Here is a 24,600-nt window from a genome sequence, read left to right as displayed (position 1 = left end):
GGTATGTTTCAGGCAGATTGAAGAGCTGTTACTTTCCCTGTTTACTGACGGCTTTACGACAAAGCCAGTCCAGCCACGTGATAGGAAAAATTTTTTTTAAATACCAGAAAAGATGTGCCGGTACGGTAACCGGATAGCGAGCTTTAGGTTTGTGGGCATTCAGGGCGCGCGCACAAACGATGGCACATTGTTCAGCCGTTAATGTAAAGGGAGCGACGCTGCTTGTGGCTTGCAAGCGGCTGAGTTGAGCCTGATAGGCAGCACGATGAACGCTGTTCTCTACATCAATGTACTGTTTGAATTTAACCAGCGCATTGGGTCGAAAATGTGTGGCTATAGGTCCGGGTTCGAGAAGACTGATATAAATACCGCTCGCATGGGTTTCCAAGCGTAGAGTATCGCATAGTCCTTCCAGTGCAAATTTAGAGCTGTTATAGGCACTACGCCACGGCATAGCGGCATATCCAAGTATGCTGGAATTAACTAGTATACGGCCGTATTGCTGACGCCGAAATATTTTCATGACAGCATTGATGCATTGCCATGTACCGAATACATTGGTATTAAACTGTTCATGCAAAGCTGTGCGGCTGATGTCTTCAGCGGCCCCAGTTTGTCCGTAGCCGGCATTGCAGAATAGCGCATCCAGATGGCCGAATTCACTCAGTACTGTATCAAAAGCGGTTTGTATTTGTTCATCACTGGTAATATCCAGCTGGAGGCAGTGAAAACCTTCTGCACGTAAACGTGCAACATCTTCAGCGCTACGGCAACTGGTATAAACTCGCCAGTTGTCTTGGCGTAATAATTTGGCGGTGGCGTAGCCAATGCCACTGGAGCAGCCGGTAATCAAAATGTTTTTTTGCATGTGATGACCTTATCGGAGTTCGTTTTCCGCAGCGGCTTCGTAGGCATCGACAATTTTCTGTACCAATGGATGGCGTACGACATCTTCACTGGTGAATACATGAAAATAAATACCGTCAATGTTGCTGAGCTTTTCACGGGCATCTTTCAGGCCGCTTTTGATATTTTTAGGTAAATCAATTTGGCTGGTATCACCGGTTATAGCAGCCTTGGCACCAAATCCAATACGGGTAAGAAACATTTTCATCTGTTCCGGTGTGGTATTTTGTGCTTCGTCCAGAATGATGTAGGCTCCGTTTAGTGTACGCCCGCGCATATAAGCGAGAGGAGCAATTTCTATCAAGCCTTTTTCAAGTAGTTTAGTGACGCGGTCAAAGCCCATCAGATCGTAAAGAGCATCATACAAGGGACGAAGATAGGGATCGACTTTCTGTGTCAGATCACCGGGCAGAAAACCGAGCTTTTCACCTGCTTCTACGGCAGGCCGTACCAGTACAATTCGTTCTACTTGATGTTTTTCGATGGCATCGACAGCTGCTGCTACTGCCAGATAGGTTTTACCTGTACCTGCAGGACCTAATCCGAATACTACATCGTGTTTTAATAAGGCCTGTATGTAGCTGTTCTGCCGCGGGGTACGGCCGCCAATGTTACCGCGGCGAGTACGCAGGGTCCAAGTTTTGGGTTCTTGATGATTGGTTTCAGGCTGGGTGGTGGTTTTGGCCTCTACAGCAGCCAGCTGGATATCGCTGTCATTTAGGTCGCGTTGGCGTGCAATTGTGGCTAGACTCTCCAGTGCGTTGATTCCTTGTGTGATTTGAGTGCCGGTTAAAGTGAAATGGTCAAAGCGGCGGGTAATTTCCAGATTCAGTGCTTTGCCCAGAGTGGCAATATGTTGATCCAGAACGCCACACAGGCGTTGCAAGGCAGTGTTATCTATGGGTTCGAGCTGGTAATGGCTGGTTTGACTCATGGTTAGACTTAATGCAATTGAACAATTTTTAATATGTAGTCAAGCTGGTCGAAAGCAAGGGTGACTTGATGATAATAATATTTGCTGTTACAGGGGCTGAATTGTTGATTGGCTATTTAAAAATGGCTGATTGGCCTTGCCTGCGGGCAGGACTTGGTATAGATTGTGGCGGTAAATAGAGGGATGCTGCTGGCAATATACGCCCGCAAGCTTATCAATGATTCTGCGGATGGAAAATTGCATGCGAACTGCGAAGATTACACGGAATACCAGTGAAACGAAAATTCAGATAAGTTTAAATCTTGATGGTACTGGTGTAGGCAGGTTTGATACGGGAGTGCCTTTTCTGGAGCATATGCTTGATCAGATTGCCCGTCATGGTTTAATTGATTTGGATATCCGCTGTCGCGGCGATGTGCACATTGATGACCATCATACTGTTGAAGATATTGGTATTGCTCTGGGGCAGGCACTGAAGCAGGCGTTAGGCGATAAATGTGGAATTGCCCGCTATGGATACAGTTATGTGCCGCTGGATGAATCGCTAAGCCGTGTCGTGGTTGATTTATCGGGACGACCGGGACTGGTGTATAACGTTGAATTTACCCGTGCGTTAATTGGACGCTTTGATGTTGATTTGTTTAGTGAATTTTTTCATGGACTGGTCAATCATGCAATGATCACGCTGCATATTGATAATTTGCGTGGTGTGAATGCGCATCATCAGGCTGAAACAATTTTCAAAGCGTTTGGTCGTGCTCTGCGTATGGCTGTAGCTGCGGATGAGCGTATGGCTGGAGTAATGCCTTCTACTAAGGGTACTTTGACTGCATAAATATTAGTTTGATTTCAATAATCCGTTAATGAGTGTACATTAGCGGATTATTTTTTAATCCTGCTTATGTGATTTATTGCTTTGAAAGAACAGATAAGGTGTTATTGTAAACATCGTTATAAGTATAATAATGTTTTTATTCAATTTGTTGTGTAAATAAAATTTTTTATAATTAACATTTATGAATATTCTTTTATTTGTGTATTTTTTTGTTTTTTTGTGATAGTGTGTATCTGTCGGGTCTGATGGTTGTTTTAGTAATTTTTTTTATTGCCAGTCTGACAGGTTCGGATATGGATAAGCTGATTGGAATATGTAATGACCTTGATTTAGAGCAAGGTAGACAAATGAATGATGATGTAATGGTAATTGATGTAAGGCCTATCCAATATTGGCAGCACAACGATGCTGAGAATATGAAGTATGAAACTCAGGCTAGTTTTCAGCCTGATTTTGAATCTGAATATTATTTAGACAAATTAATGCAGGTCGATTTGCAAACTGAACAGTCTCATGATGCTATAACTAAGATAGTGAGAGTGTGGCAACATGCTGATCTGTTTCCGCATTTGAATGTGGTCGATAATCTGACATTGATGCAAATGAAAGTATTGCATCTGGATCGTTTAGAAGCGCATAGTAAAGCATTAAATTATCTGTCTCAGGTGGGTTTATATCGTCAGGCATTGAAATTTCCGGCAGATTTATCCGCTGGTGAACAGTTTCTAGTAGCGGTGGCGCGCAGTTTATGTGTGCGGCCACAAGTCATTTTGTTGAATAAAGCGATGCAGCAGCATGCTGAAGCAGACAGGGATGTTGATTTGCAGACAGTGATGAAAGCATTGCTGATGGATGGACTGGTTTTAGCCAGTGAGCTGGATGTGAAAAAATTGGCTTATCGACAAGATAATAATGTAGAAAGTAATGTGGAAGCCGAACCTATGGAGATGCTAAAGGAAGAAAGTGGTTTCTTTCCACTTTGGAATTTTAGCTACGTATAATGAGAATGGTTTGGTTTCAGATTTTCAGTTAACTTGGTTTAAGGTATGATAACGGGCTGTTTATTTGCATACAGCCCGTTATTTTTAACCAAATTCCGGATTACCTTGCTTAAAGTTAATACAGTAAATTCTGATAAAGATGTGAAAATGAAAGTAGCTATTGTCAATTATGGTATGGGTAATCTGCATTCGGTGCTGAAATCAGTTCAGGCGGCTGGTCAGTTACAGCAGATTAAGGCTGAAATTATGCTGACGTCTGAACCGGATGAGGTTTATGCAGCAGACAAAATAATTTTTCCCGGACAGGGTGCCATGCCAGATTGTATGGCAGCTTTGCTGAAAAGCGGTTTGGCAGAAGCATTAATGGATGGATTGCAGCGTAAACCGTTTTTCGGTATCTGTGTTGGTGCGCAGCTACTGTTTGAACACAGCGAAGAAGGTAATACATCCGGCTTGGGCTGGTTTCCTGGTTGTGTTAAGCGGTTTCAATCCATTGTAGCTGTGAATAATCGTCCGCTGAAAATACCGCATATGGGCTGGAACCGTGTTCATCAGACTCAGCAGCACCCTCTATTTGCCGGTATATCGCAGAATGAATGGTTTTATTTTGTACATAGCTATTATTTGGCGCCGCAGGAATCATCTCTGGTATTGGGTATGTCAGATTATGGTGAAGATTTTGCCTGTATCGTGGGCAGAGATAATGTATTTGCCACACAGTTTCATACAGAGAAAAGCCATGTGGCGGGTTTGCAGTTGCTAGGTAATTTTTTAAAGTGGGATGGTACGCAGTAGTGTCCTTAAAGTATCTGTTTTCAACTCGTCTAGATTATGTGAATTTAATATGTTATTGATTCCTGCAATTGATTTAAAGGGCGGACAGTGTGTGCGCTTACAACAAGGCCTGATGGAGCGGGCCACCGTATTTTCTGATGATCCTGCACAGATGGCTTTGAGCTGGTGTGCCCAAGGAGCTCGCCGCTTGCATCTGGTGGATTTGGATGGGGCGTTTGCCGGAAAACCAGAAAACATGACCGCAATCAAAGATATACTGAAACAGGTGGCAGATAATGTGCCGGTGCAGCTTGGAGGTGGAATTCGTGATTTGCAGACAATAGAACGCTATTTGCAGCTGGGTTTGAGCTACGTCATTATTGGTACTTCTGCGGTAAACAACCCGCAATTTGTGCGTCAGGCTTGTGCTGCCTTTCCCGGGCAAATTATTGTTGGAATTGATGCAAAAAATGGGATGGTGGCAACAGACGGCTGGGCGAAGATAACAGATTTTCAGGTAACAGAGCTGGCCAAACGTTTTGCTGATGATGGTGTAAATAGTATTATTTATACGGATATCGGCCGTGATGGCATGATGAGCGGGGTCAACATTGATGCCACAGTCAAATTGGCTCAACAGACATCTATACCCATTATTGCTTCTGGCGGGGTAACTGATTTGTCCGATGTGGAAGCCCTGTGTGCTGTCGCAAAGGATGGCATTGCCGGAGCCATTGTTGGGCGTGCTATTTATGAAGGTACGCTCGATTTGGCAACAGCACAGAAAATAGCGGATCAGTACGAACACTAGTTCTCATTTTATGTGCATCAAAATATCTGCATTCAGTTTTATGCTGTAGCTGTAAAGTATCTGTATATTTTGATCAGAGCTGCTAGGTGATAGATAAGCTGAATATTTTATTTAACAATAACCTTACAGTACTTATGGAGACCGAGTAATGATTAATATATTAAGTTCCCTGATTTTGGCATTGTGGTTGGTTCTTAGCATGAATCGGTCAAGGCAGATTTTTTTTGAAACCAGCATTTATATCATTGCGATGATAGGGATTAACTGTATTATGCAGCATGCATGGCCGGATGTGAATAGTGCATGGCTTTTAGGCTGGATTGTGCAATGGTTTTTTGTCTTTATCGCAATTTGGCTGTTTGATATTGTTGCACTGGGTACCATCAGTGCGCTTATTTATTCGATTGTAGTCGGCGTTATCTATTACTATTTACAATTAAATATTCCTGCTCTGGTTGAGCACTGGATAAAATAATTACCATATAGTTTAGCTGAGAAAGATGGCATTATGGCTTTAGCCAAACGCATTATTCCGTGTCTGGATGTGGACAATGGGCGTGTTGTGAAAGGGATTAATTTTATCTCCCTGCGCGATGCCGGTAATCCAGTGGAAATTGCCCAGCGCTATAATGATGAGGGGGCGGATGAACTTACTTTTCTTGATATCACTGCTAGCTCAGATAATCGCGATACGATTTTGCATGTTATCGAAGCGGTAGCTAGTAAGGTATTTATTCCGCTGACTGTAGGAGGTGGTGTGCGCAGTGTTGAAGATATCCGCCGCCTTCTGAATGCCGGTGCAGATAAGGTTTCAATTAACACAGCCGCTGTCAGCAATCCAGACCTTGTTAATGAGGCCAGTGCTTTTTTTGGCAATCAGGCAATTGTTGTGGCCGTGGATGCTAAAGCAGTGGATGCTGAAAATTCACGCTGGGAAGTTTTTACCCATGGTGGCAGGCGTCAAACGAGACTTGATGCAGTGGAATGGGCGAAAAATATGGCCATGCGTGGAGCAGGGGAAATTTTGCTAACCAGCATGGATAGAGATGGGACTAAAGCTGGTTTCAATATACCACTTACCCAATCGGTAAGTAATGCTGTCAGTGTGCCAGTAATCGCTTCGGGCGGTGTTGGCAATATTGAGCATCTGATTGAAGGTGTGCAGATGGGGTATGCTGATGCGGTACTTGCAGCAAGCATTTTTCATTTTGGTGAAGTACGGATTCATGACGCTAAATTAGCCATGCAGCAGGCTGGTATTGAAATGCGTATTTAATTTGTCTATATATAGGTTGAATGTCTGTTAGAAAATAAGGACAATAGTTGTGATCAATACGCTTTTGGATGCGGTAAAGTGGAATGATAAGGGATTGGTCTGCGCTGTGGTTCAGGACAGGCGCACTTTGCGCGTGCTGATGGTGGCATGGATGAATGCCGAAGCGTTGAGACAGACTGTTGCTACTGGTTTTGCACATTATTACAGCCGCTCACGACAGAGGCAGTGGATGAAAGGTGAAGAGTCTGGGCATACGCAAAAGGTATATGAGCTGCGTTTGGATTGTGACGGTGACGCGCTAGTTCTGCTGGTTGAACAGCAGGGTGGTATTGCCTGCCACACCGGACATGCTAGCTGTTTTTACCGCATTTATCGGAATAATGACTGGATAAGTACCGATCCTGTTATTAAATCAGAAAATGAAATATATACCCAGTCTGAGTGCGCTCAGAAACATAAATAAAATAAAGAGAACATGATGACAACTAAGCCGGTTGCAGCAGATGTAGCCATGATTTTAACTGAATTAGCTGATGTGCTGGATTCCAGACGCGAGGCTTCGCCACAGACTTCTTATGTAGCTCAGTTATTACAAAGTGGTGAAGATAAAATTTTGAAGAAAGTTATCGAGGAAGCAGGCGAGGTGCTGATGGCTTCCAAGGATGGTGACAAGCATCATTTGATTAAGGAAGTAGCTGATGTCTGGTTTCATACTATGGTATTGCTGACCTATCATCAGATTCGCGTAGAAGAAGTTTTACAGGAGTTACAACAGCGACAGCATGTGTCTGGATTGGCTGAAAAAGCCAGTCGTCAGCCGCAGTAATTGCAACCAAATTTCTGAATATGCGCTGCTGTCTTCATACGGCGGGCGCATGTTTTTTAAGTAGTTGAGGTAAAGGAAAAGCATCATGGGTAGTTTTTCAATTTGGCACTGGGCAGTGGTATTGCTGATTGTAGTACTGATTTTCGGTACCAAAAAGTTACGTAATATTGGTAAAGATCTGGGCGGTGCTGTACATGATTTCAAACAGGGTCTGAATGAAAGTGATCGTGAAGCACAGAAAAAAGATGATGTAATCGAACATAATAAAGACGATAGTAAAGTTTAGAAGGTATTTATGTTTGGTTTGGGTTTTGGAGAGATTCTGCTGATTGCGGTAGTGGCTCTGGTGGTTCTGGGGCCGGAACGTCTACCTAAGGTGGCACGCAGTGCTGGTCTCTGGGTGGGGCGTATTCAGAATTTCATCAATAATGTTAAGACCGAACTAAGCGAGCAGACTGGGGTAGCAGAATTTAGACAAGCACGTGACAGTATTGAGGCCGCTGCGCGGTCATTTGAGCTTGATGTTAATAATAATGTACGTAGTATACGTGGCGAGGTAGATGCATTAAAACGTCAGATCGCTACTGATGAAGCAGCAGAGACTGAAACCAAGATGAACCTTTCCGAGCCACTGCACTACAGTGGTATAAATTTGTCTGATGCTCCGCTGGTGCATCGGGTTTCGCTTCATCGGCAGGCGATACAACGCCGGCGCGATATGCGTCCCCGACATCGTATTACGCCTAAATTGCGTATACGCCGGCACGGATAAATGAGCAGAGTAATAGTAATGCCGGTAGATGAAAATACTGAATTGACACTGATAGATCACCTGTTGGAATTACGTCGCCGTGTGATGTGGATTCTGGCTATCCTATTGTTATGCTTTGCGATTATGGTGCCTTTTGCACAGAAAATATATACTTTTGTTGCTGAACCCTTGATGGTGAATCTGCCAGCTGGACAGCATATGATAGCAACCGAAGTGATTGCGCCGTTTTTTGTACCTTTGAAGGTGACAATGATGGCTGCTTTTTTACTAACATTGCCACATACGTTATATCAAGTCTGGGCCTTTATAGCTCCTGGCCTTTATCGTCATGAAAAACGTTTGATACTGCCTCTATTAATTGCCAGTGTCTTTTTGTTTACTCTGGGAATGGCATTTGCCTATTATCTGGTTTTCCCAGTTATTTTCCGTTTTCTGACTGGTATTACACCTGTTGGGGTAAGCATGGCTACCGATATCGACAAATATCTGTCTTTTATATTAGGTATGTTTGTGGCATTTGGAGTAACATTTGAAGTTCCGGTACTGGTAATTCTGTTAAACAGAATAGGGGTAGTATCTGTGCTTCAGTTGAAAAAAGCTCGCCCTTATGTTGTGGTTGGTGCATTTGTCGTGGCGGCAGTGGTTACACCGCCAGATATTCTGTCACAAACGCTACTTGCGATCCCTTTAATTTTTCTTTATGAAATCGGGATTTTGGTTTGTCGTTGTGTTGGCAGTGATAAGAAAAAGTCCTCTTTATCATATCCGGTACAAAGACAATAAATTAATTTTTATACTGAAATAAACAGGCTGCCTGAACATTTTCAGGCAGCCTGTTTATAAATAAATTCAAGACAGTTAACGACGTTGTTCGATGGAGAATTGTATGGATCAGTCGCCAATTGATTCGTGTTCGAATATTTACCGCTCTGCTACATGGGTCTGGTGGTTGGGAATGTTGTCGCTGTGCATTGTGCCGTTTATGTCGAGCTGGCGCGTGGGTACCCTGTCTAGTTTTTATCTGGAAACAGGAACATTATTTTTTGTGCTATGTCTTGCTGGGCTGACGGTACTGACTCGCAAAACCAAATTTTCATTGCCCAACAGTAGTATTGTACTGTTGGTGTTGGCACTATTGCTTGTGATTCAGGCACGAGTAATGAATCTTACATATGCTAGTCAGTCCGACCTGACCGCATTAGTTTTTGTGGTAATGGCTATACTTGCTTGGGCGGCGCGTGGATGGGTTATTCGCATCGGCCAGACTCAGGCTGTTACGATTTTGGCTATGGCGTTGGTACTGGGGGTGCTATTACAGTCTCTAGTATGTTTAATGCAGTTTATGGGTGTAAATAGCTGGATTCCGGGAATATTGCGTGGACCAGGAAATCATTATATTTATGGTCAGCTAGCTCAGCGCAATCATCTAGGACATTACCTGATGTGGGGCGTGCTGGCTTTGTGTTTTTTGTGGCAGCAGCGACGCCTGCCGAAATGGGTGGTGTGGCCATTGCTATTTTGGTTTACCGGTGTAATGGGGCTGATTGGTTCTCGTACGATTATTCTGTATGTGCTGGTTATCGGGTTATCACTGTTTTTCTGGCGTTGGCGTGCGGGTTCTGCTGCTAATCGTTTTTTAATGAAACTGGCTATTGCCATTGGCTTGGTATTGCTGTTTCAACTGGTATTGAGCCCACTGTTTGATTTTTTTCTTCATATTAGTTTTCAGTCTGGTACTGCTCGGCTGGAGCAGGGTGGGTTTGCTCAGTCAGGGCGCCATATGGAGTGGCATAAGGCATGGTTAATTTTTAAAAGTGCCCCATGGTTTGGTTATGGCTGGGGTAGCTATGCCTATCAGGGATTTGCAATTGCAGATGTGTATCCGAATGGTTTCCGCCAATATGAAAACACGGTGCTATTTACACACTGCCACAATCTGGTGTTACAGCTATTGGCAGAAACCGGTATTACTGGTCTGTTAATTGTGTTGGCTTGTTTTGCTTTGGTGATCTGGCCACATCTACGCAAGGGATTTAATCCGGCTTCAATTGTTTTAGTAAGTATGATATTGGTTTCTTTATGCCACAGTATGTTGGAATATCCGCTTTGGTATAGCTATTTTCTTGCTATATTTGTTCTATTTATGGCATTGACACCGATTACGAGCGCTCAATTAACAAAATCCTGTCGGCCTGTTTCTAAGTTCTCCAATCAGGCTGGAGCGATTCTGGCTTTAATCGCCATGTTGATGATGATCTGGCAAATGCTGCTGTATCAACAATTTTTAAAAGTTCGTGCTAATGGTCAGATAGCGCAGGCTGAGCAAATGAGCAGATTGCATAATTTGCGTAAGCATATGTACTTTATGCGTTATTATGTTGACATGGCTGTTATCGAAAAACTGAATGTTACTGATTCTTTTTTACCATTATGGGGTAAACAAGCGGCATTGTTGGCGGGAAGATATCGACCTTACAGCAACACATTCATACGTGGACTTTACCTTGAGCAGGCACAGCAAAAAACGGCTGCTCATGACTGGTTTACAGAGGTAAGTCATTACTATCCCGGAATGATTCCTAGTTTTATAAGCAGAATCAGAAATCAACCATATTCCGTCGCAGCAATACAACAAATGCAGCAGGATTGCCTGAAATATCAGCAGCAAAGTGCGCTGAAAATGAATTGTATGTAGTGTTCAGACAGATATTTAACATTGTGGTTTTTAATGAAAAAGTGAGCAAAAGCCTTGCTATTGTAAAGATAATTCCAACCTACATGTTAAGATATCAAGTGTAAATATAGTAAATACGTCTGTAGTCAATACAGAATGTGCACTTCCATTTAGGAGGATGATATGAATCGTGTGTTATTAATAGATGACGATAATTTGTTGACAGAGTTACTCACTGAATATTTGACAGCTGAAGGGCTGGAAGTGAGTCGTGTTGCCGATGGCGAAGCAGGTGTGAAAGAAATTTTAACCGGTCAGTACGATGTGGTGGTATTGGATTCCATGATGCCGAAAATGAACGGTTTGGATGTGCTGAAAACGGTACGTGTACAAAGTAAGATTCCAATTATTATGTTGACTGCTAAAGGCGACGATATTGATCGAATTATAGGTCTGGAAATGGGTGCAGACGATTATGTACCAAAACCCTGCCAGCCTCGCGAATTATTGGCTCGAATCAATGCCATTTTACGTCGTACACACCAGAGTCAAGACAATGATCAGAATGGAATTCCTAACAGTATTTCAGCCAGTGGGGTGGTGCTGTATCCGGCCAAACGTCAGGTTACCATTGATGAAGAACCACTAGAGCTGACCAGCACAGAATTCAATCTGCTTGAAGTACTAATGCGCCACGCAGGACAAGTGGTAAGTAAGGAAACTTTGTCTTTGGAAGCGCTGGATCGAAAACTGGCCAAATTTGACCGCAGTATTGATGTACATATTTCTAGTATCCGGCATAAGCTGGGCAATGCTAGTCTGATTCAGACTGTACGTGGTCTGGGTTATCTGTTTGTTAAAAACTGAACCAGAATACAGGCTGTTGTTAAACAGCCTGTTTTAAATTATGAAACTGTTTCCCCGTATATTTGCTACATTCTGCGCAGTGATTGTTTGTGCGATTTTTGTGGCCAGCTCTTCTTTTTGGCTGGTGCAGAATACGCTTGCTGAGACCCGCTTCAAGCAACAGCGAAATTTTGAAGAAAATTTGCTCAGCAGTACCATGAATGCCTTTCAAGCACGTGGTGATGCCGGTATTCGTGAGCAATTGTTGGAATGGGGAAACAGTCCGGGCGGTGAAAATCTTTATGTTATTACCGGTGATAACAAAAATGATATTCTTGGCCGTCCTATAGACCCTGAGGACATTGATAAGGCTCATGAGTTTGCCTTGTCGCATCCTAATTCAAAACTGGTGCAGATATCCTATAATTCTCTTGGCGAGGAATATCTGTTTATGATTCGCGGCTGGAATCATGAGCGTACACCACGTCCGCCTAGCCCGTTTTTTATTCCCGGTTTGCCGATTGCACCGGTTTGGCACGAATTTATAATTCTCAGCTTTATTATTATTGTTGGTCTGCTTACGGCATATATTTTGGCCAATAATATTACCCAGCCAATTCGTGTGTTGTGGCGGGGTATGGATCGGCTGGCTCATGGCAATCTACAGACACGTGTGTCACATCAGCTATCAGAACGACGTGATGAACTTTATTCATTGGCAGTGCAATTTGACAATATGGCGGATAAATTGCAAAAGCTGGTGGAAAAAGAACGCCATTTGCTGCATCACGTTTCGCATGAAATGCGTTCGCCACTGGCTCGCATGCAGGCAATTATTGGCTTGATACAGGTACAGCCACAGAAGCAAGAACAGCATTTACAGCGGCTGGAAAGTGAACTTGGACGTATGGATTTGCTGGTTGGTGAACTACTCACTCTGTCTCGACTGGAAACGTCTGATTTACCTATAACGCTGGAACCGCTAGCCTTGGTGCCAGTTATCAAGCAGATTGTTGAAGACAATCAGGCGGTAGCTATGCAACATCAACAGACTTTATCTTGGCAGTGTGATATTCCGGATACGGCAATGGTGAAGGCAAACGAAAGCTATTTGTACCGCGCCTTTGATAATGTTGTTCGTAATGCAATAAATTACAGCCCAGATGGTAGTGAAATCAAAATTCATCTGCATGAGGGCGGTAAGCAGCAATGGCAGGTGGATATTAGTGATAATGGTCCGGGGGTTGCTGAAAACCAGCTGCCGCATATTTTTACTGCTTTTTATCGGGCGGACAGCAGTGCCAATAAGCCAGGAACGGGGCTTGGTCTGGCTCTAACCAAACATATTATTGATCGCCACCATGGCAAGATATACGCAGATAATCAACAGCCAAAAGGCCTGAGTATGCATTTTTTGCTGCCTAAATTTACACCAAGTAGAAACCGGAATCGACAGAAGAATAAGAGTTGATAATATATTACTGAAAAATTAAGCCGGATAAAGTAACAGTCTTTATCCGGCTTTGTGTCTAATTGCTTAATATTTCTGGTTGAGCTGAAGAATTTTCTAGCTTTAGTGTAAGTTTGTCTTGAAGCACATCAATTACTTGCCTGCCTTGGAGGCAGGTGTTTCGGTTTCAATTGCTGGCAGGGTAGCATTCTGAGCAAACCAGCTTGCAGCAATCTGATTAACTTCCTCCATACCTTGCTTTTTTAGGCTGGAAAAAAGTTGTACCGAAACTTGCTGGCGAACAATGTATGGTTGTAACGCTTTTCTGACACAGGCTAAAGTTTTAATTTGCTCATTTTTGGATAATTTATCAGCCTTGGATAAAAGAATATGCAAGGGACGATTGGTTACAGCGAAAAAATCCAGCATCTGTTTGTCTAGCTCTTTCAGAGGATGGCGTGCATCCATAATTAGAATTAGCCCAATAAGCTGAGTCCGTGTCTGTAGATAATCTCCCAGTAAACTGACCCAGTGTCTGCGTACTGCTTCTGGCACCTGAGCATAACCGTAGCCGGGTAAATCTACCATATACCCGCCGTTTGTCAGTTCGAAAAAGTTTATGTGTTGGGTACGCCCTGGCGTTTTGGAAACGTAGGCCAGACGCGTGTGGTTAGTGAGGGTATTAATGGCGCTGGATTTGCCTGCATTACTTCGGCCAACAAAAGCAATTTCTGCACGTGTGTCTGGCAGGTCTTTTAAATGATTAACAGTAGTATAGAAACGGGCGTGACGAAACAGATTCATGAGTAACAAAATATGAAAATAAGGCTGTAGCATACCATGTTTTTAAGTCTGATTCGGCTTCGAAAACAGATGTTAACGCCGGATTAATGGTGTGGTACTTGATTTTTTGTTGCATACTGCTAAACTGATAAGAAGTTTATTTTTAGGAAATGTTCAGATGAAAGACGGGGTCTCGGGCCGCAAGAGTGTGCGTGTAGACTGGTTTTCTCTGATTTTCAGGCAGCTTTGCTCGTGCAGCAGGCTGCCTGTTTCCGTTTAACGTATAGGAAAAGAAAATGGATTTTAGCTGGTTGGGAGAACCGGCCACGTGGGTGGGACTAATTACCCTGGTAATTCTGGAAATTGTTTTAGGTGTCGACAACCTGGTATTTGTGGCTATTTTGGCAAATAAAGCCAGTCCGAAACAGCGCGACCATGCTCGTATCGCCGGCCTTACTCTAGCCGTACTGATACGGATTGTGATGCTGGCACTGATGTCATTTATCATCACCCTGACGAAGCCGTTTGTGCATATCGGAGGTTTTGGTATATCGGTTAAGGACTTGATTATGTTCGGCGGTGGATTGTTTTTGCTTTACAAGGCCACCACTGAATTACATGAACGCCTTGAAGGCCATACCGCTATGGCTTCGATTACCAATGTGGCTGTCTATGCCAGTTTCTGGAGTGTGGTTTTACAAATAGTGGTACTGGACGCAGTCTTTTCACTTGATTCTGTGATTACTGCTGTCGCGATGGTACAACATATCACTGTGGCTATGATGGCTGTAATAATCGCGATGGGGATGATGATATGGGCTAGTGGTCCGCTTACCGAGTTTGTAAACCGCCATCCTACTGTGGTGATGTTATGTCTTGGTTTTTTGCTGATGATTGGCTTCAGTCTGATTGCAGAAGGTCTACATTTTGAAATTCCCAAAGGCTATTTGTATGCAGCCATTGCTTTCTCCATACTAATTGAGATTTTCAACCAGATTTCTACGCGAAATACCCGTCGTAACGATATGATCGGCCGTTCGTGGCGCTACCGTACCGCAGACAGTGTGCTGGGTATGATGGGGCTGCGTGAAAAGGAGCTGGCCAAGAATGGTACCCCAACCGAAGATGATGAGCATTTCGAAGAAAATGAGAAATCCATGATTCGGAGTGTGCTGACGCTGGCCGAGCGCCCCATCATGGGTGTGATGACGCCGCGCAGTGATATCGAGCGGCTGGATTTATCGCAAACGCGTGAGCAGCAGCATCAGCAGTTACAAGACACACCTTTTTCAAGACTGGTGGTGGTTGGCAAAGCCGGTATTGATGAACCGCTGGGTTTTGTTAATAAAAAAGATCTTCTGAATCAGCTACTCAAAGGTGAAGCACTGAATATACAGGCCGCACTGCGTCAACCACTGGTTTTACCAGACAGCAGTACTGTGCTGGATGCCATGGAATTGTTCCGCTCACGCAGTGCCGATATTGCACTGGTGGTGGATGAATTTGGTGCCGTACTCGGACTTGTGAGCATGAAGGATTTAATGGAAACCATTGCCGGTGATTTTCCAGAAGAGTATGAGCGTGCTGATGCGCCAAGTATTCAGCAAAATGCTGACAAAAGTGTCACGGTAGATGGCAGCCTTGAATATGCAATATTGGCTCAGCATCTGCATTTGCCAACTTTGCCGGAAGATGCCGAATATCACACAGTAGCCGGACTGATAATGGAAGAAATGCAGGATATTCCGGATGTGGGGGATACCATTGATTATGCTGGTTATCGTTTTGAGGTTTTAAGTAAGGACGGACATCGGCTGGAAAGAGTACGCATCAGCAAAATTGAACTTCCTGAATCAGAATAATCTGAATTTATCAGAATATAAAAAAAGCCTGCTAGTACAGCAGGCTTTATTCATTTCGTACTTGCTTATTTAATCTGGCTGCCAATTACGCCGCCCAATGCAGCACCACCTAAGGTGGCACCTGTGTCTTTACCCATCAGGTTACCAGCTATACCACCCACTACTGCACCTTCGGCAGTGTGACGCTGAGCCGGAGTCATATCTGCACAGGCAGAAAGAGATGCTGCTACTGCGGCTATTACAGCTAATGTCTTCATTTTGGATTTCATATATATGCCTCTTTGTAAGAAAATAGATTTATCGTGTGTATTAACTCTTCATTATATTGCTATATTGCTGGCGAATGTATAGAAAGTCAACAATATATTATTACTGTGTTAATTATATCAGTGAGAAGATAGTCTGGTGGAAAAACTGCATTATTAAAAATAATGCAGTTTTCTGATATAGAAAAAGTGGCGTCCAGCTAGTCTGTTTCTTTAATAGTGTCAGCCACGATTTCTGGTGTCTCACGGGAAGGCTGCTTTTTCTCCTTATATTTAATCACGGCGCGATCTAGTTTATCCATAAGACAGTCAATAGCTGCATACATATCATTGTCTACACAATCAATATGAATGTCCTTGCCAGAAAGATGTAAATTGATTTCTGCTTTTTTCTGAACTTTTAGTACTGAAAATGTAACGGTGGCACTGATTACCTGATCCGCGTGGCGGCTAATGCGTTCTAGCTTGTTTAGTGTGTAATCCTTTAAAGCAGGGGTTACATCCAGATTCTGTCCAACAAATTTAAGATTCATAGCCTGACTCCTTTTAATAAAAGGGTTTTAGTGAAGACCAAACAAATTTTAAAGAAGGTAAACAGTTAATTAGTAATTCTTAAACTTTACTTTACGTTGGTGCGCCGGCGGAATTTTCAAGGCCTCACGATATTTTGCCACTGTACGCCGCGCCAGTTTAATTCCTTGCTTGGCTAGCTGGCTGACCAGATAGGCGTCAGAATAGGGATGCTTTGCATCTTCTTCGTTTATCATGCTTTGCAGCAAAGATTTAATTGCTGTTTGGCTGTTGCCTGCACCATCATCCGTTGCGGCTACAGATTGGCTGAAAAAATACCGCAGAGGAAAAACACCCTGAGAGCAAGTAAGGTATTTCTGATTAATGGCGCGGGAAATGGTACTTTCTGCAAGCTCAAGTGTCTGTGCCGTTTCCTTAATGGTTAACGGAACCAAAGCCAGCGAACCGAAACTGAAAAAATCCTGCTGTTGCTGCACAATCCATTCTCCCAGACGTTGCAGGGTGTTTTTGCGCATCTGCAGACTATGTAGACAAGTTTGAGCTTCCTGCCACTTGTTTTTACACATGGTATCTATTTCCGGATGCGGCTGTTGTAACAAATCTTCCGCAGCTGGCTCAATCCGCAATTGAGGAAACGCATTACGCAAAATACGAATCTGCCAGCAGCCATTGTTATCAGTAAATACTTCCATATCTGGGCGTATTGCGAGAATACCGTGGCCGTCTGGTAAACCATAACAGGGGAAAGGGTTGAGGCAGCCAATCAGTTTGCAGGCTGCTTCGAGTGTGGCGGTAGAAAACTGTGGTAGTTGCCGGCATAGCTGTTTGAATTGATGGGTACTTAGCCATTGTCCGAAATAGTCGCTGATTAGTAACCGTGCACAGTTTTGAATGTTTTTTTTATTTGCATCGTGGGAGTCTGGCAGGTTATCCACCTGCAATAGTAGTGATTCCTGCAAATTACGTGCGCCCACACCGGCTGGTTCAAACTGTTGCAGAATAGAAAGAGCATGAGCAAGCTCGGTTTCATCCAGCCGCCATTCCAGTGGTGAATTTTCTACAAGGTCAGTTAGACTGCAATCCAGATATCCCTGTTCATTTAAATTATCAATCAAAAAATAAACTTGTGCTGCTGTGTCTACATCTAAATCAAATTCGCATACCTGCCGGCGCAGCAGCGTATACATATCGGGTTCATCCGCCAGCGTTTCCCAGATATCGCTTTCATTTTGTATAAAGCCATGTTGAGGTGGCTGTACATATTGAGTCTGAGGGCTAATATCTTCAGCTGAATTTTCAATTTCTTCCAGAAAAGGGTTATCAGCCAACCAGCCTGATACCAGTTCCTGTAATTCCAGTGCAGATAATTGCAACACCTGTAACGACTGTTGCAGTCTGGGGCTAAGACGATTGGTAAGATTGAGTTTGAGTTGAGCGGCAGGCTTTTGCATACGCACCTAATACTCGAAATGCTCACCTAAATAAACAGCGCGTACCTGCTCATTATTAACCAGCTCCTCCGGTACGCCGGAAGCCAGAACGCTACCCTGATTGATAATATAAGCTCGGTCACAGATACGTAGTGTTTCACGTACATTGTGGTCGGTAATCAGGGTGCCGATACCGCGTTGTTTCAGGAAAGAAATCAGATTCTGAATATCTATCAGTGCAATTGGGTCTACTCCGGCGAATGGTTCATCCAGCAGAATAAAGCGCGGATTCATCGCCAACACCCGTGCAATCTCTGCACGGCGGCGTTCACCACCAGACAGCGAAAGAGCAGTATTATTACGTAAATGTTCTATGTGCAGGTCTGCCAGTAGTAATTCCAGCTGTTCTGCACGTTTTTCCGGCGGATAGCTGATTTCCAGAATTGCATTGATATTCTGTGCTACCGTCATCTTACGGAAAATCGAAGCTTCCTGCGGCAGATAACCCAGACCCAAACGGGCACGCTCGTAAATCGGCCGATGAGTTATGTCCTGACCATCCAGTGTGATGCAGCCACCATCAGCTGCAATCAGTCCCACAATCATATAGAAGCTAGTGGTTTTACCGGCACCATTTGGTCCCAGTAAGCCGATTACCTCACCACTGTTTACTTCCAAAGCAACATCGTTGACTACTTGTCGCTGTTTAAAACTTTTTTTCAGGCCGCTGACACATAGCTGGCTTTGCGGCGCAGTAGGAGTTTCATTCATGGGATTGGCTTATTTCTTTTTCTGTTGCGGTTGGATAATCACGTGTACCCGCCCTTTAGGCGCGCTTTTCACCGTATAAACCTCGGTATTGGTGTTATAAACAATCACAGCACCACGAGCCATATCTCCCCCGCGGTTTACCTGAGCGTTGCCTGTAATAGTAACAATGCCACTCTGGCTTTCGTAATGGACATTATCGCCGTGACCAAATACCATGCCATCTTTTTCCAGCTGCTGACCAAAAGTTGCCGGTTTGCCGTCTGCAATGATGGTTTGGTTGCCGGCATTATCTTTGTGGGCGGTAACACGGGCAGCATTCATATACATCGTGCCCTGACGCATCTTAACATTACCAGTGAATACCGTTGTCTGATTCTGTTTGTCCAGAGAGCCCTGATCAGCCTCAATCTGTATTGGTTGTTGCCGGTCACTGTCCAGAGCCCAGAGGGGCATGCTGCCAGTCAGCAGCATCATGGCTGCTAGAACTTTACCACTAATGTGAATGCGGATCATAAATAATAGCCCTTACACGCGCGGGAAGATTTAAAAAACCACGCTGTTTGTCATATTCAAAACCTTGTGATGTCCCACTTGACATACCATACCGGTACGCAACCGGCGCATCAGTTTTAATTACCTGAGTCTGAGTATCTACATGTAAAATACTCGTTTGCAGATGTCCTTCCGGTTCATCACCCACTTGGTGTTTGAGCCAGTTTACTTGACCAAGCAAATCTACTTTACGGCTGTCGGTGTAATATTGGCCGCTCTTGGCTTGAATCCGGTACAACTCAGTACCATTTTTGTACAGACTCATATCGGGATTATCGATATAAATCACCGTCTGCTGAGGAAACTGCCGTGCAGCAGAGGCTTGGATGGATTCACTCAGCTGGCCGTTATCATCAAATCTTTCACCGTGGATAGTATTGATAACGTATTTCGGTTCTTTCGGATTGAGCGGGATTTCCACTGTCTTAACTTCAGTAATGCGGTCAAGCCAGAAACTTACACCGCCAAGCGCCACTGCCAGTATCAGTGGAAACGCCCAGTTACCGCGGCTGCGAAGCACACTCATGCCAGATACTCCGCCATTTCCGCTGCCATAAATCCTTGTGCATCCAGCAGTAAATCACATACTTCACGTACTGCCCCAGCACCGCCGGCAGCCTCAGTGACATAGTCAGCATGCTGTAATACCAGTGTATGTGCATTTGGCACAGCCACAGCCAAACCACAGTGTTTCATCACCGGTAAATCCACTACATCATCTCCAATGTAGGCGCATTGCTGTTCTGAAAGTTGCAGTTGTTCCAGCAGTTGCTGATAACAACTGCGCTTATCAGAAATTCCTTTAAAGTAATGCTTAATACCCAGTTGCTGGACACGAATGCCCACCGAGGGGGCATCGCGTCCGGTTATAATAGCGGTCTGAATTCCGTGCCGGTGCAGCATTTTCAGCCCATGCCCGTCTAGAGTATGGAATGCTTTGATTTCTTCTCCGTTATCTCTGATAAAGATACGGCCATCAGTGAGTACACCGTCTACATCCATAATAAACAGCCTGATCTGCTTTGCAGCCTGTAATCGTGCAGTAGCCGACATCATTGCATTCATCAACATACCCTTAATATCACTCCTCAACGCGCCTAAACAATACGTGCCTGCAATAAATCATGCATATTCAGCGCGCCTACAGGGTGATTCAGTTCATCAATCACCACCAGACCATTAACTTTGTTTGTCTGCATGGTTTTTAAAGCTTCCGTCGCTAGCCGATCCGCCGTAATGGTTTTTGGTGCGTGGCCCATCACATCGGCCATCACCCAGTCTTGCAATTGCTGATTGCTTTGAAACAGACGGCGTAAATCGCCATCTGTAAACAAACCACTAAGTTGCCCGTTACCATCTACCACAATCAGCATACCCAAGCCTTTTTCGCTCATGGTTACGATTGCCTGTCGCAACAGAGTATTTTCCTGAACGAGCGGCATTTCCGAACCAGCATGCATCACGTCTGCCACTGTCAACAATAGCCGTTTACCCAGACTACCGGCCGGATGGCTCAGTGCAAAATCTTCCGGCGTAAACTGGCGCGCCCGTAGCAGAGCTACCGTCAAAGCGTCCCCTAATACCATTACCGCTGTTGTGCTAGACGTTGGAGCCAGCCCCAATGGACAAGCCTCCTGTGAGACATGAGCGCACACATGTATATCAGCAAGTCTGGCCATACTCGAATCATTTCTGCCGGTGATGCAAATGAGCTGTACATGTTTGCGTTTGATTGCCGGTATCAAAGCAAGGATTTCTTCACTTTCACCAGAGTTGGACAGTGCAATCAACACATCGCCATCTACAATCATACCCAGATCGCCATGTCCCGCCTCGGCCGGATGAACAAAATAAGCAGGCGTACCCGTAGATGCCATCGAAGCAGCAATTTTGCGCCCAATATGGCCACTTTTACCCATACCGGTGACAATCACACGGCCACGACAATCCAGAATCGTGGCCACAGCCGCAGTAAAATGCTCATCCAGACTGGCTGCAACTTCGCGTACAGCCTGTTCTTCAATAGCAAATACTTCTTTGCCCCAGTCCAAATATTTATCCTGAATGTTCATAACACCATCTGCAGCAGAAAAACGCAAACAAAGACACAACAAATTTAACCTGATTATAACCTGATAACGGTCATTTTGTTTGCATCAGAAACTTGTCAAAATAGCCAAGCCTCGTTAGAGTAAACCTCAACGTAAACGTAACTGGTTCAATCAATTGATTAACCTTAACAAAACATATCTAACAGATATTTACCACAAGGAATAAATATGGCCGTATTAGCACAAGTCAACACACTGGGACAGCAGATTTGGCTGGACAATCTTTCCAGGAGTCTGATTCAGTCGGGAGAGCTAGCACAAATGCTGGAAAGCGGTATCAGTGGCGTGACTTCCAATCCGGCCATTTTTCAGAAAGCTTTCGCGGGTGACCGCCTGTATCAGAGCGACATCGACCACCTCAAACAACAAGCGCTCACCCCAAAACAGCGCTACGAGCAGCTGGCAGTGGCGGATGTGCAGGCTACCTGTGATGTTTGCCTGCCACTGTATGAACGTAGTCATAGCAAAGCTGGATTGGTCAGTCTGGAAGTGGCGCCCGATCTGGCCGATGATGCACAGGCCACCATTACTGAAGCCGTACGCCTCTGGCAGCAGCTTGATCGCCCCAATGTCATGATAAAAGTACCTGCTACTGATAGCGGCATACAAGCCTTACCCACACTTGTGGCACAAGGTATCAATGTCAACCTGACCCTGCTTTTCTCCAAAGATCAGCTACAGAAAGCATGGCAGGCACACGCAGCAGGCCTGCGCCAGCGACTGGCACAGAATTTGCCTGTTAACCGCATTCAAGTAGTGGCCAGCTTCTTCCTATCACGCATTGATAGTGCACTGGATATCACTTTGCCAGCTTCCTTACAGGGAAAAACCGCTATTGCACTGGCTAAAACCGCTTATGCCGAATGGCAGGAATTTATTCAAAGCCGTGAATTTACCGATCTGGCGGCACAGCAGGCTGCGCCATTGCGATTGCTCTGGGCCTCTACTGGCACCAAAAATCCGGCTTATTCAGATGTCTGCTATATAGAGAACATTATCGGAGCAGATACCATCAATACAGTACCAGCCAATACCCTGAAAGCATTTATTGACCACGGCCGCGCAGCAGCTACCCTTACTCAGGAAGTACAACAGGCCAAAAGCGTACTGATTGAAATCGAACAACTAGGTATCAACCTCGAATCACTTGCCAGCAGATTGCAACAGGAAGGCTTGCAGCAATTTGTTGATGCCTTTGACGCTTTATTACAACCACTGGCTTAAGCATTGATTTGAAAACATAACAGGACAGATTTGTCATTGGCCAAACTGTATCTGTTATGTTTATTCCATCTTTAAATATAAATACATCTAAAAATTTATACTTATTTGATACAAAAGATGAAATCCTCACTCAGATTTATCTGCACAATACCATCCTATTGTTTATTAGTTGCAAATTAAAAAGCCACAACAGCATAGTAACCATTATGGCTTTGATAACATTAATCAAACAACTGAATATTATTCGACTAAGACAACATTAATGCAAACCAACTATATTACCCTCAGCATCAATATCAATCTGACGGTAAGCCGGTAAAGTACCCAGACCCGGCATCGTCATCACATTACCCGCATATACACGAATAAAACCTGCACCGGCTGATACCTGCAAGCGCGCAATATCAATATCAAAATCAATAGGCACATTTTTTAGATTTGGGTCAGCACTGATAGACAACGGCGTTTTCACCATGCACAAAGGCAAATGATCCAGTCCGAGTTGACGGATTTCCGCCATATTCTGTTGAGCCCGCTCCGACAGATTTGCTTGCCGTGCTCCATATTTCTTCGCCATAGTTTGAATTTTTTCTTCCAGCGGCATACTGTCCGCGTAGGGCAGGGTAACTGTATTATTCTGTGCGCATGCCGCCACCACGTGGCGGGCTAAAGCTTGCGTACCCGCTCCACCCTGAGTAAATGCTTCACTGATTTCACAGGCACTGGCACCTTGTTCCAGTGCATACTGGCGCACATATTCCAGCTCTTCTTCATGGTCATAAGGGAAACGATTAATTGCCACAATTACCGGCAGACCATAGCTTTTCGCATTGCGGATATGCCAGCCCAGATTGGCACTGCCTTCTGCCAAGAGCGCCACATTGCATTGGCTAACTTCATCCGGCAAAGGCTGACCCGGCTTAATATTAAAGCGCCCACTATTGGATTTCAGACTGCGTACTGTGGCTACCAGCACCACACAGGATGGGGCTACACCCGTCTGACGATATTTGATATTGAAGAATTTCTCCATACCCATATCCGAACCAAACCCTGCCTCGGTAACCACATAATCAGCTAGCTGTAAGCCCACCTTATCTGCCAGTACCGAAGAATTACCATGGGCAATATTGGCAAACGGGCCAGCATGAATCAGCACCGGTGTCTGCTCTGCCGTCTGCATCAGATTCGGATTAATAGCATCTTTCAGCAGCACCGTCATTGCACCGGCTACCTCGAGTTGCTCCGCCGTAATTGGCTTGCCTTGGGTATCATAAGCCAGAATAATGCGGCCGATACGTTGGCGCATATCCTGTAAATCTGTCGCCAGTGCCAGAATCGCCATCAGCTCCGAAGCGGCTGAAATTTCAAATCCGTCTTCGCGTTCCACCCCATTGGCGCCGCCACCTAGGCCAACCTTAATCCGCCGCAAAGCACGGTCGTTATGGTCAATCACCCGTTTCCAGACTATACGGTTTTTATCAATATTCAGCCGTGGCAGCTTAGTTTGTGCCGTAAAATCTTCACCCAGATGTTCTTCATGGTATAAACGCGCGTCCAAAGCTGCCGAAGCCAGATCATGCGCAGCGGTAATCGCGTGAATATCACCGGTTAAATGCAGATTCAGCTTTTCCATCGGCAACACCTGCGCCTTGCCACCGCCAGCCGCACCGCCTTTTACCCCAAACACTGGCCCCAGACTAGGCTGGCGGATACAGGCTATTGCTTTCTGCCCGATAAAATTGAGCCCCTGACTTAACCCAATGGTGGTTACCGTTTTACCTTCTCCCAGCGGCGTAGGCGTAATTGCCGACACCAATACCAGCTTGCCCTGTTTAGCTTGCGGCTGAATCACCCCCAAATCTACCTTGGCCACTTCACGGCCGTAAGGAATCAGGTATTGTTCGGGGATACCACAGTTGCGGGCGACTTCGGTAATCGGGAGTAGAGATGCAGTCATTCTTA

At 44.7% G+C, this 24,600-nt stretch carries 27 protein-coding genes and 1 pseudogene; 16 read left to right on the top strand and 12 right to left on the bottom strand.

The window, feature by feature from the left end; genetic code table 11:
• Positions 1–28 precede the first annotated feature (28 nt).
• Both J3U75_RS04205 and J3U75_RS04200 read right to left on the bottom strand, forming a co-directional pair.
• Positions 29–868 (bottom strand): SDR family NAD(P)-dependent oxidoreductase, encoded by an 840-nt coding sequence (locus J3U75_RS04205; RefSeq protein WP_267390679.1) that lies wholly within the window; start codon positions 866–868, stop codon positions 29–31.
• Between the two features lie 9 nt (positions 869–877).
• Positions 878–1,840: a PhoH family protein gene (locus J3U75_RS04200; protein ID WP_267390678.1), complete on the bottom strand. Its 963-nt coding sequence runs from the start codon at positions 1,838–1,840 to the stop codon at positions 878–880.
• 253 nt (positions 1,841–2,093) lie between these two features.
• Here J3U75_RS04200 and hisB point away from each other — a divergent pair.
• From hisB to J3U75_RS04130, 14 genes and pseudogenes are all read left to right on the top strand, one after another.
• A pseudogene (hisB, locus tag J3U75_RS04195) lies at positions 2,094–2,675 on the top strand (imidazoleglycerol-phosphate dehydratase HisB); the annotation flags it as partial.
• Between the two features lie 293 nt (positions 2,676–2,968).
• Positions 2,969–3,676: an ATP-binding cassette domain-containing protein gene (locus J3U75_RS04190; RefSeq protein WP_267390676.1), complete on the top strand. Its 708-nt coding sequence runs from the start codon at positions 2,969–2,971 to the stop codon at positions 3,674–3,676.
• Positions 3,677–3,823: 147 nt separating this feature from the next.
• Entirely contained in the window at positions 3,824–4,471 is a 648-nt protein-coding gene (hisH, locus tag J3U75_RS04185) for an imidazole glycerol phosphate synthase subunit HisH (protein WP_267390675.1), read from the top strand.
• A gap of 49 nt (positions 4,472–4,520) precedes the next feature.
• On the top strand, positions 4,521–5,261 hold the full coding sequence (hisA, locus tag J3U75_RS04180; RefSeq protein WP_267390674.1) for a 1-(5-phosphoribosyl)-5-[(5-phosphoribosylamino)methylideneamino]imidazole-4-carboxamide isomerase: 741 nt from the start codon (positions 4,521–4,523) through the stop codon (positions 5,259–5,261).
• A 199-nt stretch (positions 5,262–5,460) separates the two neighbouring features.
• A complete protein-coding gene (locus J3U75_RS04175; protein WP_267390673.1) occupies positions 5,461–5,736 on the top strand; it encodes a hypothetical protein in 276 nt (91 codons plus the stop codon).
• 33 nt (positions 5,737–5,769) lie between these two features.
• Positions 5,770–6,537, top strand: coding sequence for an imidazole glycerol phosphate synthase subunit HisF (gene hisF / locus J3U75_RS04170; protein WP_267390672.1), 768 nt, complete (start codon positions 5,770–5,772; stop codon positions 6,535–6,537).
• Positions 6,538–6,586: 49 nt separating this feature from the next.
• Complete coding sequence (hisI, locus tag J3U75_RS04165; RefSeq protein ID WP_267390671.1) at positions 6,587–7,000, top strand: phosphoribosyl-AMP cyclohydrolase; 414 nt, start codon at positions 6,587–6,589, stop codon at positions 6,998–7,000.
• A gap of 15 nt (positions 7,001–7,015) precedes the next feature.
• The gene (locus J3U75_RS04160) at positions 7,016–7,363 is read left to right on the top strand and encodes a phosphoribosyl-ATP diphosphatase (protein ID WP_267390670.1); all 348 of its coding nucleotides are present in this window, start codon (positions 7,016–7,018) and stop codon (positions 7,361–7,363) included.
• 85 nt (positions 7,364–7,448) lie between these two features.
• Complete coding sequence (gene tatA / locus J3U75_RS04155) at positions 7,449–7,649, top strand: Sec-independent protein translocase subunit TatA (protein ID WP_100140424.1); 201 nt, start codon at positions 7,449–7,451, stop codon at positions 7,647–7,649.
• 9 nt (positions 7,650–7,658) lie between these two features.
• Positions 7,659–8,135 carry a Sec-independent protein translocase protein TatB gene (gene tatB, locus J3U75_RS04150; protein ID WP_267390669.1) on the top strand — a complete coding sequence of 159 codons (477 nt, stop codon included), beginning with the start codon at positions 7,659–7,661 and terminating at the stop codon, positions 8,133–8,135.
• Positions 8,136–8,918: a twin-arginine translocase subunit TatC gene (tatC, locus tag J3U75_RS04145; RefSeq protein ID WP_267390668.1), complete on the top strand. Its 783-nt coding sequence runs from the start codon at positions 8,136–8,138 to the stop codon at positions 8,916–8,918.
• 103 nt (positions 8,919–9,021) lie between these two features.
• Entirely contained in the window at positions 9,022–10,830 is a 1,809-nt protein-coding gene (locus J3U75_RS04140; protein ID WP_267390667.1) for a PglL family O-oligosaccharyltransferase, read from the top strand.
• Between the two features lie 162 nt (positions 10,831–10,992).
• Positions 10,993–11,676, top strand: coding sequence for a response regulator transcription factor (locus J3U75_RS04135; RefSeq protein WP_100140421.1), 684 nt, complete (start codon positions 10,993–10,995; stop codon positions 11,674–11,676).
• Positions 11,677–11,716: 40 nt separating this feature from the next.
• On the top strand, positions 11,717–13,126 hold the full coding sequence (locus J3U75_RS04130; RefSeq protein WP_100140420.1) for a sensor histidine kinase: 1,410 nt from the start codon (positions 11,717–11,719) through the stop codon (positions 13,124–13,126).
• A 132-nt stretch (positions 13,127–13,258) separates the two neighbouring features.
• On the opposite strand, the gene yihA is transcribed toward J3U75_RS04130, so the two are convergent.
• Positions 13,259–13,909 carry a ribosome biogenesis GTP-binding protein YihA/YsxC gene (gene yihA / locus J3U75_RS04125; RefSeq protein ID WP_267390779.1) on the bottom strand — a complete coding sequence of 217 codons (651 nt, stop codon included), beginning with the start codon at positions 13,907–13,909 and terminating at the stop codon, positions 13,259–13,261.
• A 275-nt stretch (positions 13,910–14,184) separates the two neighbouring features.
• Here yihA and J3U75_RS04120 point away from each other — a divergent pair, with 275 nt between their 5' ends.
• The gene (locus J3U75_RS04120) at positions 14,185–15,750 is read left to right on the top strand and encodes a TerC family protein (protein ID WP_267390664.1); all 1,566 of its coding nucleotides are present in this window, start codon (positions 14,185–14,187) and stop codon (positions 15,748–15,750) included.
• 65 nt (positions 15,751–15,815) lie between these two features.
• On the opposite strand, the gene J3U75_RS04115 is transcribed toward J3U75_RS04120, so the two are convergent.
• The 8 genes from J3U75_RS04115 to J3U75_RS04080 form a co-directional block, all read right to left on the bottom strand.
• Entirely contained in the window at positions 15,816–16,019 is a 204-nt protein-coding gene (locus J3U75_RS04115) for a glycine zipper 2TM domain-containing protein (RefSeq protein ID WP_100140418.1), read from the bottom strand.
• 197 nt (positions 16,020–16,216) lie between these two features.
• A complete protein-coding gene (hpf, locus tag J3U75_RS04110; RefSeq protein ID WP_100140417.1) occupies positions 16,217–16,549 on the bottom strand; it encodes a ribosome hibernation-promoting factor, HPF/YfiA family in 333 nt (110 codons plus the stop codon).
• Between the two features lie 69 nt (positions 16,550–16,618).
• Positions 16,619–17,998, bottom strand: coding sequence for an RNA polymerase factor sigma-54 (rpoN, locus tag J3U75_RS04105; RefSeq protein WP_267390662.1), 1,380 nt, complete (start codon positions 17,996–17,998; stop codon positions 16,619–16,621).
• A 6-nt stretch (positions 17,999–18,004) separates the two neighbouring features.
• Positions 18,005–18,748 carry an LPS export ABC transporter ATP-binding protein gene (gene lptB, locus J3U75_RS04100; RefSeq protein WP_100140416.1) on the bottom strand — a complete coding sequence of 248 codons (744 nt, stop codon included), beginning with the start codon at positions 18,746–18,748 and terminating at the stop codon, positions 18,005–18,007.
• Between the two features lie 9 nt (positions 18,749–18,757).
• Positions 18,758–19,222 carry a lipopolysaccharide transport periplasmic protein LptA gene (gene lptA / locus J3U75_RS04095; RefSeq protein WP_370387856.1) on the bottom strand — a complete coding sequence of 155 codons (465 nt, stop codon included), beginning with the start codon at positions 19,220–19,222 and terminating at the stop codon, positions 18,758–18,760.
• A 19-nt stretch (positions 19,223–19,241) separates the two neighbouring features.
• On the bottom strand, positions 19,242–19,826 hold the full coding sequence (gene lptC / locus J3U75_RS04090) for an LPS export ABC transporter periplasmic protein LptC (RefSeq protein ID WP_100151757.1): 585 nt from the start codon (positions 19,824–19,826) through the stop codon (positions 19,242–19,244).
• Entirely contained in the window at positions 19,823–20,356 is a 534-nt protein-coding gene (kdsC, locus tag J3U75_RS04085; RefSeq protein ID WP_267390778.1) for a 3-deoxy-manno-octulosonate-8-phosphatase KdsC, read from the bottom strand. The genes lptC and kdsC overlap by 4 nt, the downstream gene beginning before the upstream one ends.
• Before the next feature lie 41 nt (positions 20,357–20,397).
• On the bottom strand, positions 20,398–21,372 hold the full coding sequence (locus tag J3U75_RS04080; protein ID WP_267390659.1) for a KpsF/GutQ family sugar-phosphate isomerase: 975 nt from the start codon (positions 21,370–21,372) through the stop codon (positions 20,398–20,400).
• A gap of 207 nt (positions 21,373–21,579) precedes the next feature.
• Here J3U75_RS04080 and tal point away from each other — a divergent pair, with 207 nt between their 5' ends.
• Complete coding sequence (gene tal, locus J3U75_RS04075; RefSeq protein WP_267390658.1) at positions 21,580–22,635, top strand: transaldolase; 1,056 nt, start codon at positions 21,580–21,582, stop codon at positions 22,633–22,635.
• Between the two features lie 259 nt (positions 22,636–22,894).
• On the opposite strand, the gene J3U75_RS04070 is transcribed toward tal, so the two are convergent.
• On the bottom strand, positions 22,895–24,595 hold the full coding sequence (locus J3U75_RS04070; RefSeq protein ID WP_267390657.1) for a formate--tetrahydrofolate ligase: 1,701 nt from the start codon (positions 24,593–24,595) through the stop codon (positions 22,895–22,897).
• Positions 24,596–24,600 lie beyond the last annotated feature (5 nt).

Origin of the sequence: Snodgrassella sp. B3088 (genome assembly GCF_026535815.1) — a bacterium.
Classification (GTDB): Bacteria; Pseudomonadota; Gammaproteobacteria; order Burkholderiales; family Neisseriaceae; genus Snodgrassella; species Snodgrassella alvi_E.
This window is presented reverse-complemented; position numbering and strand designations above follow the sequence as displayed.

Excerpts from the sequence above, each read along its gene's own strand:
- J3U75_RS04205 (WP_267390679.1), bottom strand. The coding sequence starts at position 868 with ATGCAAAAAAACATTTTGATTACCGGCTGCTCCAGTGGCATTGGCTAC.
- J3U75_RS04200 (WP_267390678.1), bottom strand. The coding sequence starts at position 1,840 with ATGAGTCAAACCAGCCATTACCAGCTCGAACCCATAGATAACACTGCC.
- J3U75_RS04190 (WP_267390676.1), top strand. The coding sequence starts at position 2,969 with ATGGATAAGCTGATTGGAATATGTAATGACCTTGATTTAGAGCAAGGT.
- hisH (WP_267390675.1), top strand. The coding sequence starts at position 3,824 with ATGAAAGTAGCTATTGTCAATTATGGTATGGGTAATCTGCATTCGGTG.
- hisA (WP_267390674.1), top strand. The coding sequence starts at position 4,521 with ATGTTATTGATTCCTGCAATTGATTTAAAGGGCGGACAGTGTGTGCGC.
- J3U75_RS04175 (WP_267390673.1), top strand. The coding sequence starts at position 5,461 with ATGAATCGGTCAAGGCAGATTTTTTTTGAAACCAGCATTTATATCATT.
- hisF (WP_267390672.1), top strand. The coding sequence starts at position 5,770 with ATGGCTTTAGCCAAACGCATTATTCCGTGTCTGGATGTGGACAATGGG.
- J3U75_RS04160 (WP_267390670.1), top strand. The coding sequence starts at position 7,016 with ATGACAACTAAGCCGGTTGCAGCAGATGTAGCCATGATTTTAACTGAA.
- tatA (WP_100140424.1), top strand. The coding sequence starts at position 7,449 with ATGGGTAGTTTTTCAATTTGGCACTGGGCAGTGGTATTGCTGATTGTA.
- tatB (WP_267390669.1), top strand. The coding sequence starts at position 7,659 with ATGTTTGGTTTGGGTTTTGGAGAGATTCTGCTGATTGCGGTAGTGGCT.
- tatC (WP_267390668.1), top strand. The coding sequence starts at position 8,136 with ATGAGCAGAGTAATAGTAATGCCGGTAGATGAAAATACTGAATTGACA.
- J3U75_RS04140 (WP_267390667.1), top strand. The coding sequence starts at position 9,022 with ATGGATCAGTCGCCAATTGATTCGTGTTCGAATATTTACCGCTCTGCT.
- J3U75_RS04135 (WP_100140421.1), top strand. The coding sequence starts at position 10,993 with ATGAATCGTGTGTTATTAATAGATGACGATAATTTGTTGACAGAGTTA.
- J3U75_RS04130 (WP_100140420.1), top strand. The coding sequence starts at position 11,717 with ATGAAACTGTTTCCCCGTATATTTGCTACATTCTGCGCAGTGATTGTT.
- yihA (WP_267390779.1), bottom strand. The coding sequence starts at position 13,909 with ATGAATCTGTTTCGTCACGCCCGTTTCTATACTACTGTTAATCATTTA.
- J3U75_RS04120 (WP_267390664.1), top strand. The coding sequence starts at position 14,185 with ATGGATTTTAGCTGGTTGGGAGAACCGGCCACGTGGGTGGGACTAATT.
- J3U75_RS04115 (WP_100140418.1), bottom strand. The coding sequence starts at position 16,019 with ATGAAATCCAAAATGAAGACATTAGCTGTAATAGCCGCAGTAGCAGCA.
- hpf (WP_100140417.1), bottom strand. The coding sequence starts at position 16,549 with ATGAATCTTAAATTTGTTGGACAGAATCTGGATGTAACCCCTGCTTTA.
- rpoN (WP_267390662.1), bottom strand. The coding sequence starts at position 17,998 with ATGCAAAAGCCTGCCGCTCAACTCAAACTCAATCTTACCAATCGTCTT.
- lptB (WP_100140416.1), bottom strand. The coding sequence starts at position 18,748 with ATGAATGAAACTCCTACTGCGCCGCAAAGCCAGCTATGTGTCAGCGGC.
- lptA (WP_370387856.1), bottom strand. The coding sequence starts at position 19,222 with ATGATGCTGCTGACTGGCAGCATGCCCCTCTGGGCTCTGGACAGTGAC.
- lptC (WP_100151757.1), bottom strand. The coding sequence starts at position 19,826 with ATGAGTGTGCTTCGCAGCCGCGGTAACTGGGCGTTTCCACTGATACTG.
- kdsC (WP_267390778.1), bottom strand. The coding sequence starts at position 20,356 with ATGATGTCGGCTACTGCACGATTACAGGCTGCAAAGCAGATCAGGCTG.
- J3U75_RS04080 (WP_267390659.1), bottom strand. The coding sequence starts at position 21,372 with ATGAACATTCAGGATAAATATTTGGACTGGGGCAAAGAAGTATTTGCT.
- tal (WP_267390658.1), top strand. The coding sequence starts at position 21,580 with ATGGCCGTATTAGCACAAGTCAACACACTGGGACAGCAGATTTGGCTG.
- J3U75_RS04070 (WP_267390657.1), bottom strand. The coding sequence starts at position 24,595 with ATGACTGCATCTCTACTCCCGATTACCGAAGTCGCCCGCAACTGTGGT.